We start from the raw sequence: 13332 nt of genomic DNA, 5'->3' as shown, positions 1-13332 counted from the left end.
CCGTAACCGTCATCCTGTGATCTGTTGAAGCTGGGCACCGCACGCTACGGGGGGGTCGAGCGGGGCCCCCGGGGCGCCGGGGGGTCAGGGCAGCGCGGGCCCGGGGTAGGCGAGAAGGGCTTTGCACGCGTCCGGGTGGGTGTATCACCTGCGGGGGGGGGGCCCGGCGGGCGGGCGCCCCCATCACGCCTCGTTTTTTTTTTTGCTGCGGCCCCGCCCGCGTCCGGGGGGGGGCCGCCGCGGCGCCCCGCGGGGAGCCGGGGAGTCAGGACAGCGCGGCCCGTGCTTCGTCGAGATGGGATTGCCAGGCGTCCGGGTCGATGTGGTGGTAACCCGGTGCTCCGGCGACGAAGGCACTGGACACCACCAGGTCCGGCTGGACGGTGGCGAGCGTGTCCAGGGCTGCGAGCAGGCCGTCTTGATCGCTGTATCCCGGGATATATCCCACGCGCCATCCCTCCGGATAGCGCAGTAGCGTATCGCCGGTGAACAGATAACGGCGGCCGTCGTGGCCGGTCACCAGGTAGCAGGTGCTGCCCGGTGTATGACCCGGTGTGGGAATCACTTCCACGCCCGCGTCGTCCACGCCTCGTTCGGATACCGCGATATCGATCGGAGCGTGGGTTCCGATCTCGGCGGCTTCGGCGGCCGGGGCGTACAGGCGGTTGCCGAAGCGCCCGGCCACGGCGCGCAGCATCGGTCCGGCTTCGTCCTGGTGGCTCAGATACTGGCGGGCGACCCCGCCGAGTTGTTCGAGCCGGTCGAAGTCCTGGTCGTTGCCGGGGGAGTAGAAGAGGATGTTCTGTCCGGTGGGCGGGGTCCACAGGTAGGCGTGGGTTCGTGGCCCGCCGGGAACGACGAACTCGCGGGTCTCCCAGAGATCGGGCGTCACCTGGTGCACGGTCGGTTCGGTAGGGCCGGTTTCCTGGATCGTTTCGGGTCGCATGACCTGACGGTAAAACCTGAAGAAAACTTGAGGTCAAGTTCTGAAATGACGTGGTCCGGGGGGAAATCTCAGCGAGATGTAATGAGCGGTACCAATTGTTCGTCGGGTGTCCAGGCGCCGTGGTGGCCGACCATCGCCGATTCCAGTGGTTCGGATTCCGGCCGCACCAGCACGGCGCCGCCTTCGGCCACCGCCAGCAGATCCCCGATACGGTGCTCGATCACCGGGGTGGGCGGTGTACGGCCGAACCAGTGCTCGTCCAATGCCTGCTCGCGCGTGACGACACGTGCGTGGCCGGCCAGCTCGCCGGTCCACCGGTCGAACGTGTCGGCGAGTGCGCTCGCGTCGCGGAGGTAGATATGGCGCACGCGCGCCTCACCGGCAATCAAGCGCACCCCATCGTGCAGTCCCGGCCGGGAATCCAGATCGATGACGGTATCGGCGTGGATCATTCCGTGATCGCCGGTGACCAGCAGCGTGCAGGTCTCGGGGAGGTCGCTGAGCAGATCGGCGGCGAAGGTGTCGATCTCGCGCAGCACCGCGAGTGCTTCCGGGGATTCGGGGCCGTGCAGATGGCCGTTGCCGTCCAGATCGGGAAAATACGCGTAGGCGAAACGCGAGCCCGTGCCGGAATGGTCGGCGACCGCACGGATTCCGGCGCGTACCTCCTCCAGGGTTGTCGCCGGGTGCAGGGTTCCCGGTGCCCGGAACGATGCGCGGGTGAGGCCGGAAGTCCGCTGGTATGCCGGGGTCACATAGTGCACCTCGACCCCGTGGGCGGCGAGATCCTCGAGTCGGCTGGTACCCGGCTGTACCGATTCGGGCGGGTGGGATTCGCGGGCGTCGGCCCCGGTCGCGCCGTCGAGTCGCCAGCGCAGCGAATTGAACAGGCGGACACCGTCCGGGCCGGATACGGCGAAGCTGTAGCCGATGATGCCGTGGGTCGCGCACGGGGCGCCGAGGGCAAGGCTGGTGAGGCTGGACGAGGTGGTCGCGGGAAAGCCCGCGGTGAGCGTGGTGGCGGTATGCGCCACCAGGGTGGGGGCGAGGTCGCGGTTGCGCGCGAGCAGTTCGGACCCCAGGCCGTCGATCAGCAGCACCACTACGTCGCGGTTGGGTGCGATTCCCAGGGGGTTGAGCCCGTCGATTCCGAACGAGGCGGCAACGGACGGCAGGACATCGGCGAGTGTGTACGGCATCGCCTCATATGGTGCCGGATTCGATGCGTTGCCGGGGCGACTCGATCGACTCGGTGGCGGGCCGCGCGAATGCACTCAGCGGCAGGCCGCTCGATCCGCTCGGTGCCGAGGTGCTCGATCGACCCGGGAGGAGGGGTGTCCGAATTGGTTAGATTGCATCATGCATGTTATGTGTATTATGCACATCGACTGAACTTTTCTTGCGAGGAGCAAGCTCGTGACCAAAACCGAACCCGCTGTCCGCCCCGCGGCGGTACTTGCGGTGCTGGCCTTCGCTGGGATCGTGGCGTCACTGACGCAGACCCTGGTGATGCCGTTGCTCGGGCAGCTGCCGGAGATCTTGAACACCGACCCGTCGAATGCGACCTGGGTGGTGACCGCGAGCCTGCTGGCCAGCGCGGTGACCACGCCGGTCGCCGGCCGGCTGGGCGACCTGTACGGCAAACGCCTGGTCCTGGTGGGCTCGGTCGTGCCGCTCGTCATCGGTTCGGTGCTGTGCGCCCTGTCCACGTCGTTGTGGCCGATGCTGATCGGCCGCGGTTTGCAGGGTATGGGCGTGGGCCTGATCCCGGTCGGTATCGCCGCCCTGCGCGATCTGCTGCCGCCGGCGAAACTCGGATCCGGTATCGCACTGATCAGTTCCTCCCTCGGTGTCGGTGGTGCTCTCGGTATGCCGCTGGCCGCGGCAGTGGTCGAATACAGCAGCTGGCAGTACCTGTTCTGGGGTATCGCCGTGCTCGGCGCGATCGCCGGCCTGTTGATCTTCCTGGTGATTCCGGCGACCCCGCCGCGTGCCGAACGCGGCCGCTTCGATGTGCTGGGCGCGCTCGGCCTCGGCGCCGCACTGGTGTGCCTGCTGCTCGCCGTCTCCAAGGGTGCGAGCTGGGGCTGGACCAGCGTCACCACCATCTCGCTGGTCGTCGCCGCGGTGGTCGTACTGCTGCTGTGGGGTCTGTGGGAACTGCGCTCGCGTGATCCGCTGGTCGATCTGCGGGTGACCGCGCGCCCGCGAGTGCTGCTGACCAACGCCGCGTCGATCGTCATCGGTATGGCGATGTTCGCGCAGGCGCTGATCTTCCCGCAGCTGCTGCAGCTGCCCGAAGCCACCGGCTACGGCCTGGGTCAGTCGATGGTCGCGATGGGCCTGTGGATGGCGCCCGGCGGCCTGACCATGATGCTCACCTCGCCGTTGAGTGCGAAGCTGTCCGCGCTCGCCGGCCCGAAGGTCACCTTGATCGTCGGCTCGGTGATCATTGCCCTCGGCTACGGCGCCTCGGTGCTGCTGATGGGCGAGGCATGGGGCCTGATGCTGGGCGCCATCATCATCAGCCTCGGGGTCGGTTTCGCCTACGGCGCGATGCCCGCGCTGATCATGAGCTCGGTGCCGATCACCGAGACCTCGGCCGCCAACAGCTTCAACACTCTGATGCGTTCGATCGGCACCTCGGTGGCCTCGGCTGCCATCGGCGCCGTCCTGGCGCAGATGAGCGTCAGCTTCGCCGGCGGGACCAGTGTCCCCACCGAGGAAGGTTTCCGGGTCGGCATCCTGATCGGCTGCGGTGTGGCCGTGGCGGCCGCACTGGTCGCGCTCACCATTCCGACAGCCAAACGTGCCGCCGCGGCGGCGGTCGCGAGCGCCCGGCCCGACAAGGCGAAGGTCGAAGCGCACGCCGTGGCCGAAGCGGTCCCGGCCGCACCCGCCGGTCTCTCGGCCGAAGCGGAGCAGGTGGTCGACGATGCCGCGGCGGCAGCGATACCGGTCGCCGGGGACGGCGTTGCCGCGGCGGGCCCGCGGCATCCCGCGCCCGACACCCCGGCGGCCCGCGACGGCGAGAGCGAACCCGCCCCGCAGCCGTCGGGCAGCGGATCGGTGCTGTTCGGCCGGGTATCCGATACCCGCGGCGGCGCGGTGGCCGGCGCGACCCTCACCTTGATCTCGCCCGCCGGCCGGCAACTCGGCCGGGCCCGGTCGGGGCCGGACGGGTTCTACGAACTGGCCGCTCCCGCGCCGGGGTCGTATGTGCTGATCGCCTCCGCCGAGGGGCGGCGGCCGGATGCGTCGACCGCGGTCCTCGGCAGCAACCCGGTGTCCTACGACGTCACGCTCAGCGCGCTGACCGGTCTCGAAGGTACGGTTCTGCGCGCCGGGGACGGCACCCCGGTATCCGCCGCGATGATCACCGCCCTGGATCTGCGCGGGGAGGTCATGGCGGCAGGCGAGTCCGATACCACCGGACGGTTCGAACTCACCGGCCTGCCGGAGGGCGATTTCACCATCGCGGTGAGCGCGTTCGGCTACCACCCGACCGCGGTATCGGCGCAGGTGACCGGTCGGGACACCGCACGCGTCGAGGTGTTGCTGCGGCCCGGGGTGCGGGTCACCGGTGTGATCAACGGCGGCGGGCGTCCGCTGGCCGGTGCGCTGGTCACCCTGACCGATTCGCTGGGCAATGTGATCGAGAGCCGCACCACGGACGCGGACGGTTCCTATACCTTCGGCAATCTCGCCGAGGGCAGCTACACCGTCGTCGCCACCGGCTACGCGCCGGCCAGCGCGCAGGTGCGGGTCGGGGAACAAGACGTCGAGGGCTTCGATATGGAACTGCGTGCCGGCGGCGCAGAGGAACCCGCCGGGCCGGTCGAGACGGAAACCGAGCAGTTCGACGATCTGCCGGAGGTGCACAAGAGCTCCTGGTGAGCTGATGCGCTGAGTACAGAAACGAGAACAGGGCCCCGGAGCAACCGCTTCTGGGCCCTGTGTGCTCCGTGCCTGGGTGAAGTACCTGTTCAGGGTGCCATTCCGGGGCCCTGATTTTGTCGTACCCGAGCCAGCTCCTACACTAGACCGGTTGCCAGGGCACATCTGTGCCCGTGGGTGGCCCCGTGCGGGCCCCCAGGGCGATACGAACTCATCCGGCGGTGACTGCCGTCCGGACCAGCCGAATTGCTGTAGGCCCACGGCCTGCGCCCGCGTGGCGCGGGTGTTGTATGGGAACCGCAGCGAGAAAGGTGTCGAGGTCGAACTATGACCATGACCGATCCGATCGCAGACTTCCTGACACGTCTGCGCAACGCCAACTCGGCGTACCACGATCAGGTGAAGGCTCCGCATTCGAAGCTCAAGGCGAATATCGCCGAGATCCTGAAGCGTGAGGGCTATATCGCCGACTACCGCACCGAGGACGCGACCGTGGGCAAGGCCCTCGTCGTCGACCTCAAGTACGGCCCCAGCCGGGAGCGCAGCCTGCAGGGCCTGCGCCGGGTCTCGAAGCCGGGTCTGCGCGTGTACGCGAAATCCACCAACCTGCCCAAGGTCCTGGGCGGCCTCGGCGTGGCGATCATCTCCACGTCGACCGGTCTGCTCACCGACCGTCAGGCGGCTCAGCAGGGAGTAGGCGGGGAAGTCCTCGCCTACGTCTGGTAAGGGAGGTACGGACATGTCGCGTATCGGCAAAGATCCCGTCGTGATCCCCTCGGGTGTCGAGGTGACCATCAACGGCCAGGATGTCGCCGTGAAGGGCCCGAAGGGTCAGCTCGCGCTGACCGTTTCCGAGCCGATCAAAGTCGCGCAGGAAGACGGCCGCCTGGTGGTTTCCCGCCCGGACGACGAGCGGCGCAACCGCTCGCTGCACGGCCTGACCCGGACCCTGATCGACAATATGGTCACCGGTGTCACCAAGGGTTACGAGAAGAAGATGGAAATCTTCGGCGTCGGCTACCGCGTGCAGCAGAAGGGCAGCAACCTCGAGTTCGCCCTCGGCTACAGCCATCCGGTGCCGATCGAGGCGCCCGAGGGCATCACCTTCGCGGTGGAATCGCCCACCAAATTCTCCGTATCCGGGATCGACAAGCAGAAGGTCGGCCAGATTTCGGCGGTTATCCACGGCCTGCGCAAGCCCGACCCGTACAAGGGCAAGGGCATCCGCTACGCCGGCGAGGTCGTTCGCCGCAAGGTCGGAAAGACGGGTAAGTGATCATGGCGCAAACCGAGAACCAGAAGTCCAAGCGCATTCCGCTGGGCAAGGATGTTTCGACCCGCCGTCGGCTCTCCAAGACGCGGCGTCATTTCCGCCTGCGCAAGAAGATCGAGGGCACCAGCGTTCGGCCGCGGCTGATCGTGCACCGCTCCTCGCGGCATCTGCATGTGCAGCTCATCGACGATTCGGCCGGTCGTACCCTGGCCTCGGCCTCGACCATCGAGGCCGATGTGCGGGCGCTGGACGGCGACAAGACCGCCAAGGGCAAGAAGGTCGGCGAACTGATCGCCGAACGTGCCAAGGCCGCCGGTGTGGAGGCCGTGGTGTTCGACCGCGGTGGTCACGACTACCACGGCCGGATCGCGGCGCTCGCCGATGCCGCTCGGGAAGGCGGGTTGAAGTTCTGATGATCGACACCACTGCACATACCAGCGTGAACGGAAGGAACGTCTGATGCCGGGACGTCAACGGCGTGACGGCGGAAACGGACCCGCCGGACAGAACCCCAACGCCCCCGAGGGCGGTCGCGGCGATCGCAGGGGCGGCGGCGACCGCCGCGGCGATCGTCGTAACGATGCGGCCGAGAAGAATCAGCTCGAGCGCGTCGTAGCGATCAACCGTGTCTCCAAGGTCGTCAAGGGTGGCCGGCGCTTCAGCTTCACCGCCCTGGTCATCGTGGGTGACGGCAACGGCCTGGTCGGTGTCGGCTACGGCAAGGCCAAGGAAGTTCCCGCGGCCATCCAGAAGGGTGTCGAGGAAGCGCGTAAGGGCTTCTTCCGCGTCCCGATGATCGGCTCCACCATCACCCATCCGGTGCAGGGCGAAGCGGCGGCCGGTGTGGTCATGCTGCGCCCGGCCTCCCCGGGTACCGGTGTGATCGCCGGTGGCGCCGCGCGCGCCGTACTGGAATGCGCGGGCATCCACGACATCCTGGCCAAGTCGCTCGGTAGCGACAACGCGATCAACGTCGTCCACGCGACCGTCGCCGCACTCAAGATGCTGCAGCGGCCGGAAGAGGTCGCGGCTCGCCGCGGTCTGCCGATCGAGGACGTCGCTCCCGCGGGCATGCTGCGTGCCCGTGCCGGACAAGGAGTCTGATATGGCAGATCTCAAGGTGACCCAGATCAAGAGCTCGATCGGCGCCAAGCAGAATCAGCGGGACAGCCTGCGGACCCTCGGTCTGCGGGGTATCCGTAAGTCGGTGATCCGGGAGGACAACCCGCAGAACCGTGGTCTGATCAATGTCGTGCGCCACCTCGTAACTGTTGAGGAGGTCTGACATGACCATCAAACTGCATCATCTGCGCCCGGCCCCCGGTGCCAAAACCGACAAGACCCGCGTGGGTCGCGGTGAAGGCTCCAAGGGTAAGACCGCCGGCCGCGGTACCAAGGGCACCAAGGCCCGCAAGAACGTGCCCGCCGCGTTCGAGGGCGGTCAGATGCCCATCCACATGCGCCTGCCGAAGCTGAAGGGCTTCACCAACCCGTTCCGGGTCGAGTACCAGGTTGTGAATGTGGGCACCATTGCCGAGCTGTTCCCCGAGGGCGGCACCATCGGCAAGGACGAGCTGGTCGCCAAGGGCGCGGTGCGCAAGAACCAGCTGGTGAAGGTACTCGGCGAGGGAGAGATCTCCGTCGCCGTGCAGGTCAGTGCGGACAAGTTCTCCGGCTCCGCCAAGGAGAAGATCGCCGCCGCCGGTGGTACCGCCACCGAACTGGGCTGACGTTCGCCATTCGACGCGCGGCTTCGCGTCGGCCCCGGAGGCGGTAGCTTGCGTGACCACGTAGGGGTAGCGAAGCCGCTATTCAACCCAGGGGCGCCGGACGAGTGCAGGCTCGTCCGGCGTCACTGTTAGAGTTCAAGTGGTTCTGCCAAGACCCGTCATGGGTTCGGCGATTTCCGAGTCGGGACACGCTGAAATTTCCATGGCCTGACCATGTCGTTCGCCAGGAGGATCTGTGCTTTCCGCCTTCGTTACGGCCTTCCGGACCTCGGACTTGCGGCGGAAGATTCTCTTCACGCTGGGGCTGGTCGCGCTGTACCGCGCCGGTGCCGCGCTGCCCTCGCCGGGCGTCGACTACAGGGCGGTCCAGGAGTGTATCGACCTGGTTTCCGGCGGTGAATCCGCCGGGATCTACCAGCTCATCAACCTTTTCTCGGGTGGTGCGCTACTCCAGCTGTCGGTGTTCGCGATCGGCATCATGCCGTACATCACAGCGAGCATCATCATCCAGCTGCTCACCGTGGTCATCCCACGGTTCGAGGAACTGCGTAAAGAGGGCCAGGCCGGCCAGACCAAGATGACGCAGTACACCCGCTATCTGTCGATCGCGCTGGCGATTCTGCAGGCCACGGGTCTCGTCGCGCTGGCCGCGCGCGGCCAGCTGCTCCAGGGCTGTCAGCAGGATATTCTCGCCGACACCAGTATCTTCGGCATGGTCATCATCGTGCTGGTGATGACCGCGGGCGCCGCCCTGGTGATGTGGTTCGGCGAGCAGATCACCGAACGCGGTGTCGGCAACGGTATGTCGCTGCTGATCTTCGCCGGTATCGCCGCTCGTATCCCCACCGAGGGCAAGAACATTCTCGACAGCCGCGGCAATATCGTGTTCGCGCTGGTGTGTGTGGCCGCGTTCGCCATCATCGTGGCGGTCATCTTCGTGGAGCAGGGCCAGCGCCGGATCCCGGTCCAGTACGCCAAGCGCGTGGTGGGCCGCAAGATGTACGGCGGTTCGTCGACCTATCTGCCGCTGAAGGTGAACCAGGCCGGTGTCATCCCGGTGATCTTCGCGTCCTCGCTGCTGTATCTGCCGAACCTGATCGCCCAGCTCACCGGGTCCAACACCGCCGAGGACCCCAGCTGGTGGCAGGAGATCATCCAGAAGTACCTGGTGAACCCCAGCAACCCGGTGTACATCGCGATCTACTTCGGCCTTATTGTCTTCTTCACCTACTTCTACGTCGCGATCACCTTCAACCCGGAGGAACGCGCGGACGAAATGAAGAAGTTCGGCGGTTTCATCCCGGGCTACCGCCCCGGTAAGCCGACGGCCGACCATCTGACCTACGTGCTGAGCCGTATCACCCTGCCCGGCTCCATCTATCTCGGCCTGGTCGCCGTCCTGCCGAACGTGTTCCTCGATATGGGCTCCTCGTCCGGCGGGGTACAGAATCTGCCGTTCGGTGGTACCGCCGTGCTCATCATGGTGAGCGTCGGCCTGGACACTGTGAAGCAGATCGAAAGCCAACTCATGAATCGCAATTACGAAGGGTTCCTCAAGTGAGAGTTGTACTACTCGGGCCGCCGGGAGCGGGCAAGGGCACTCAAGCCGTGCTGCTATCGGAAAAGCTGGGCGTACCGCATATCTCCACCGGGGACCTCTTCCGCGCGAATATCAGCGAGCAGACACCGCTCGGTCTCGAGGCCAAGCGCTATATGGACGCCGGCGAGCTGGTGCCCAGCGATGTGACCAACCGTATGGTGCGGTCCCGGGTCGCCGAACCCGATGCCGCGCGCGGTTTCGTCCTCGACGGATACCCGCGCACGGTGGACCAGGCCGATGCGCTGGCCAAGATCCTCGACGAACTGGGTAACCAGCTCGACGCGGTGCTGTGCTTCGTGGTGTCGGAGGACACCGTGGTCGAGCGGATGCTTTCGCGTGGTCGCTCCGACGACAACGAGGAAACCATCCGGACCCGCCTGCGCGTCTACCGGGACGAGACCGAACCGCTGCTGAACTACTACGACGGTCTGGTCGTCTCGGTGGACGGAATCGGCGAGGTCGACGAGGTCAACGCGCGGGCCCTGGAGGCACTGGGCCGTAATGCCACGACCGGTTAGCTCGGTTCCGGGGCCCGGAGCCGAGCCTTCGACGAGGGAGAGCCGTGGTCTTCGGTCGTAAGAACAAGAAGGTCGTACCGTTCCGCACCGCCGGGGAGCTCGATGCCATGGCGGCGGCGGGTGCGATCGTCGGCCGGGCACTGGTGGCGGTCCGGGCCGCCGCGGCACCCGGAGTTTCCACGCTCGAACTGGACCGGGTCGCCGAACAGGTGATCCGGGACGCGGGTGCGGTCCCGTCTTTCAAGGGTTATCACGGTTTTCCGGCATCGATCTGTGCCTCGGTGAACGATCGCGTGGTGCACGGTATCCCGACCGACGCGGAGGTGCTGGCGCCGGGTGATCTGGTGTCCATCGATTGCGGTGCGATCCTGGACGGCTGGCACGGCGATTCCGCCTGGACGTTCGGTGTCGGCGAGCTATCCGAGGCCGATCGGATGCTGAGCGAGGCAACCGAGAAATCGATGGTCGCGGGGATTGCGGCAATGGTGCCGGACAACCGGCTCACCGATGTCTCGCATGCGATCGAGCTGGGGACGCGGGCCGCGGAAGCCGAACACGGCCGGGCCTACGGAATCGTCGACGGTTACGGCGGGCACGGTATCGGCCGCGAAATGCACCTCGACCCGTTCCTGCCCAACGAGGGTCAGCCGGGTAAAGGCCCGCGGCTGGTGGTCGGCTCGGTGCTCGCGATCGAGCCGATGCTCACGCTGGGCACCTCGGATACGAAGGTTCTCGAAGACGACTGGACCGTGGTGACCACCGACGGTTCGCGCGCCGCGCACTGGGAGCACACGGTCGCGGTCACCGAGGACGGCCCCCGCATCCTGACATTGCGCCCTTCCGACTCCGGGTAGGAACGGTATCGCAGCCTGCGATGCCCATGGTGGTTTGCCGGCAGGAAACCGAGTGCGCTCGTCCGAGGAGATCGTGGCGGAACTCGGCGACGAATGCGGAGCGCCGTGAGACGAATGGGTGGCCGAGGGCTCGTAGGCATTCTGGTCGCCCGCTGTTGACCCCGCTGATACGCGAATCGGTGAAGACTGTTCCACCGCGCGCCGTCGGAATGCCGGTTTTGCGGTAAATGTCGTGTGTGCGAGAGCGGTAGCGTCGCACTAGCGTGGGGCCCCGTGCGTCTGGAGGAGGCGTACGAAACAGATCGGGGTGTTTTCTCGTGCTCTACGCAAATCTGCTCACCGGATCATCCGTGCCCGGGAGCGGCGTCGTTCTTGCCGCGGGCGGCGAACTGCTGGCTCGCAGCCGTGGTGGCGGTGGTGGGGACGGGGGTGATATCCACTGGGGTTGGGTGATCACCTTCATCGTGTTGGTAATCGTGGCAATTGCCGTCATCGCGTGGTGGAAGGCGCGGCGGCTACAACAGGCTGCGGCGCCGAGATCACCTATGCGGCCGGAGGTTCAGTCACCGGGGCCGCCCGGTGGGTTCGCGCAGCAGGCGAATCCGCCCCAGTCGTACGGGGCACCGGCCGGACAGTACGGGATCCCACCGCAGCCGCTCGGAGGAGCACCGCAGCAGTACAGCGGAGTGCCGCCACAGCAGGCCGGCGGTGTACCACCGCAGCCTTATGCGCCGAACCCGCAATACCGGGGGTATCAGAACCCGCCCGGCCGTTGAGGAATCGGTCTGTCACGGCGCAGGTGCGGCGTGGCAGGCCGATGGTTCGACGCCCGGACGGCGCGCGCCGGCGACGTCAGAGTTCCAGCATCAGCGTCACCGGCCCGTCGTTGGTGAGTTCCACCTCCATATGTGCGCCGAAGCGGCCGCCGGCGACCGTGGCTCCCAGCCGGCGGAGTTGCTCGGCGACCGTTTCCACGAGGGGTTCCGCGAGCCGGCCCGGCGCGGCGGCCGACCAGCTCGGCCGACGGCCTTTGCGGGTATCCGCGTAGAGGGTGAACTGGCTGACCACGAGCACCGGTGCGGACAGATCCGCGGCGCTGCGCTCGTCCGCGAGAATCCGCAGGCGCCAGATCTTTTCGGCCATGGCGCGGGCGATGTCCGCGGTGTCGGTGTGGGTAACCCCGATAAGGGCCAGTAACCCATGCGGGACTCCCTGGTCCATCGGGTCGATCCGGCCGGTGAGCTCGCCGTCCACCCGCACCTGTGCCGAGGTCACACGCTGTATCAGGGCTCGCATATCGGTCGATCATGCCTTGTCTCGCGAAACTTCCGCGTCGGGACGGGGTACCGAGTTGCCGGCGTGGCCGGTGGAAGCACTGTCTGTCGGGTGGCAGTGGCAGCGGGTGTGATCACGAGGGCGCCGGGCGGGCCAACCCGTAGTTCCCACTGGTGGCGAGAAGCGCCGCGCAGCAGAACGATCCGGCAGGTTAAGGTGACGCTTGATTCTCTCCTGCCGGTACATCTGATGCCGATAGCACGCGGCCGCACGGAAGTTTTTGTGTGCGGACGTATTCCTTGTTCGCAAACCGTGGGAAAGCTGCTGTTCACGCCTCCATCACGGGGGGTTCGCTCCCGGCTGCCATCGTCGATTCGAACAGTGACGACGGTGCGGGGTGGCTCGGCACCGCGGGAGGAGTGGACGCGATGGGCGACAGGGTCGACTACAACGACGAAGCGTTCCGGGCTGCCGCGGAACGTACAGGCGGCGTGCGCGATCGGGTCAACGGCGTGATCGACACCCTCACTGCCGGTATCAACGGTCGCGGTGAACCGTGGGGTAACGACACGCTCGGCAACAGCTTCCTCAACGGCCAGAACAACGACGGTTACGCGGCGGGTAAGAAAAACCTCATCGACAGCGCGAAGAACGTCTCCGGCACCATGAACTCCTTCTACGAGGGTCAGGTCGAGAGCGCCGATTACCTGCAGGATATGGAAGACGGCAACCGCGACGGCCTGCGCTGATCGAGGTATCCGCGCGACGATGACCAACGAACAAGCCAAAGCCGATTTTGCCGCGATCATGGGCGGTGTGCGGGAGCAGATGCGCACCATCGCCCGGATCCAGCAGCAGCGCGCCGAACTCACCGCCACGGGTGCGGCCCGCGGCAAGAAGGTCCGTGTCACGGTGAACGCCGACAATACGGTGATCGACGTGAAATTCGCCGACGATATCGACGAATTGAGCTATTCGGAGATCGCGAAGGCGATCGTCGAGGCGACGCAGGGCGCGTGTAAAGAGATCGCGGAGAAGACCACCGACCTGATGGCGCCGCTGGAAACCCAGAAGGCCCGGATGCCCAAACTCTCCGATCTCGTGGAGGGAATCGAAGAGATGGAGATACCGGGCGTGGTTCCCGGGGGGGGGGGGGGGGGGGGGCGCCGGGCGGGCCCCGGGGGCGCGCCGGGGGGGGGGGGGGGGGGGGGGGGGGGGGGGGGGGGGGGGGGCGGGCGG

The 13332-nt window shown here is 66.8% G+C and carries 15 protein-coding genes and 1 pseudogene; 13 read left to right on the top strand and 3 right to left on the bottom strand.

Annotation, left to right across the window (positions count from 1 at the left end; translation table 11 throughout):
* Window positions 1-265: 265 nt before the first annotated feature.
* Window positions 266-901, bottom strand: coding sequence for an MBL fold metallo-hydrolase (locus QH195_RS30630; protein WP_432278339.1), 636 nt, complete (start codon window positions 899-901; stop codon window positions 266-268).
* A gap of 113 nt (window positions 902-1014) precedes the next feature.
* Window positions 1015-2145: an alkaline phosphatase family protein gene (locus tag QH195_RS30625; RefSeq protein ID WP_280437934.1), complete on the bottom strand. Its 1131-nt coding sequence runs from the start codon at window positions 2143-2145 to the stop codon at window positions 1015-1017.
* A 217-nt stretch (window positions 2146-2362) separates the two neighbouring features.
* On the opposite strand from QH195_RS30625, the pseudogene QH195_RS30620 reads away from it, so the two are divergent.
* The 11 genes and pseudogenes from QH195_RS30620 to map form a co-directional block, all read left to right on the top strand.
* Window positions 2363-3793, top strand: a pseudogene (locus QH195_RS30620) (MFS transporter); the annotation flags it as partial.
* 24 nt (window positions 3794-3817) lie between these two features.
* On the top strand, window positions 3818-4843 hold the full coding sequence (locus QH195_RS30615) for an MSCRAMM family protein (RefSeq protein WP_280437936.1): 1026 nt from the start codon (window positions 3818-3820) through the stop codon (window positions 4841-4843).
* A 327-nt stretch (window positions 4844-5170) separates the two neighbouring features.
* Complete coding sequence (gene rpsH, locus QH195_RS30610; RefSeq protein ID WP_062977139.1) at window positions 5171-5569, top strand: 30S ribosomal protein S8; 399 nt, start codon at window positions 5171-5173, stop codon at window positions 5567-5569.
* A gap of 13 nt (window positions 5570-5582) precedes the next feature.
* Window positions 5583-6119: a 50S ribosomal protein L6 gene (gene rplF / locus QH195_RS30605; RefSeq protein ID WP_280422193.1), complete on the top strand. Its 537-nt coding sequence runs from the start codon at window positions 5583-5585 to the stop codon at window positions 6117-6119.
* Between the two features lie 2 nt (window positions 6120-6121).
* On the top strand, window positions 6122-6529 hold the full coding sequence (rplR, locus tag QH195_RS30600) for a 50S ribosomal protein L18 (RefSeq protein ID WP_280422192.1): 408 nt from the start codon (window positions 6122-6124) through the stop codon (window positions 6527-6529).
* A 46-nt stretch (window positions 6530-6575) separates the two neighbouring features.
* Window positions 6576-7220 carry a 30S ribosomal protein S5 gene (rpsE, locus tag QH195_RS30595; RefSeq protein WP_280422191.1) on the top strand — a complete coding sequence of 215 codons (645 nt, stop codon included), beginning with the start codon at window positions 6576-6578 and terminating at the stop codon, window positions 7218-7220.
* A 1-nt stretch (window position 7221) separates the two neighbouring features.
* A complete protein-coding gene (rpmD, locus tag QH195_RS30590; protein WP_195055355.1) occupies window positions 7222-7401 on the top strand; it encodes a 50S ribosomal protein L30 in 180 nt (59 codons plus the stop codon).
* A 1-nt stretch (window position 7402) separates the two neighbouring features.
* Window positions 7403-7846, top strand: coding sequence for a 50S ribosomal protein L15 (rplO, locus tag QH195_RS30585; protein WP_195055354.1), 444 nt, complete (start codon window positions 7403-7405; stop codon window positions 7844-7846).
* A gap of 235 nt (window positions 7847-8081) precedes the next feature.
* Window positions 8082-9407: a preprotein translocase subunit SecY gene (secY, locus tag QH195_RS30580; protein ID WP_280422190.1), complete on the top strand. Its 1326-nt coding sequence runs from the start codon at window positions 8082-8084 to the stop codon at window positions 9405-9407.
* Window positions 9404-9964 carry an adenylate kinase gene (locus QH195_RS30575; protein ID WP_280422189.1) on the top strand — a complete coding sequence of 187 codons (561 nt, stop codon included), beginning with the start codon at window positions 9404-9406 and terminating at the stop codon, window positions 9962-9964. Before secY ends, QH195_RS30575 begins: the two co-directional genes overlap by 4 nt.
* 44 nt (window positions 9965-10008) lie before the next feature.
* On the top strand, window positions 10009-10818 hold the full coding sequence (gene map, locus QH195_RS30570; RefSeq protein WP_280437933.1) for a type I methionyl aminopeptidase: 810 nt from the start codon (window positions 10009-10011) through the stop codon (window positions 10816-10818).
* Between the two features lie 852 nt (window positions 10819-11670).
* On the opposite strand, the gene dtd is transcribed toward map, so the two are convergent.
* On the bottom strand, window positions 11671-12114 hold the full coding sequence (gene dtd, locus QH195_RS30565; protein WP_280422187.1) for a D-aminoacyl-tRNA deacylase: 444 nt from the start codon (window positions 12112-12114) through the stop codon (window positions 11671-11673).
* A 407-nt stretch (window positions 12115-12521) separates the two neighbouring features.
* Here dtd and QH195_RS30560 point away from each other — a divergent pair, with 407 nt between their 5' ends.
* Both QH195_RS30560 and QH195_RS30555 read left to right on the top strand, forming a co-directional pair.
* The gene (locus QH195_RS30560; protein ID WP_280422186.1) at window positions 12522-12842 is read left to right on the top strand and encodes a hypothetical protein; all 321 of its coding nucleotides are present in this window, start codon (window positions 12522-12524) and stop codon (window positions 12840-12842) included.
* 19 nt (window positions 12843-12861) lie between these two features.
* The coding region (locus tag QH195_RS30555; RefSeq protein ID WP_280437932.1) for a YbaB/EbfC family nucleoid-associated protein at window positions 12862-13332 on the top strand (471 nt) is incomplete at its 3' end.

It is taken from the genome of Nocardia carnea, assembly GCF_029868855.1.
Lineage (GTDB): Bacteria > Actinomycetota > Actinomycetes > Mycobacteriales > Mycobacteriaceae > Nocardia > Nocardia carnea_A.
This window is presented reverse-complemented; position numbering and strand designations above follow the sequence as displayed.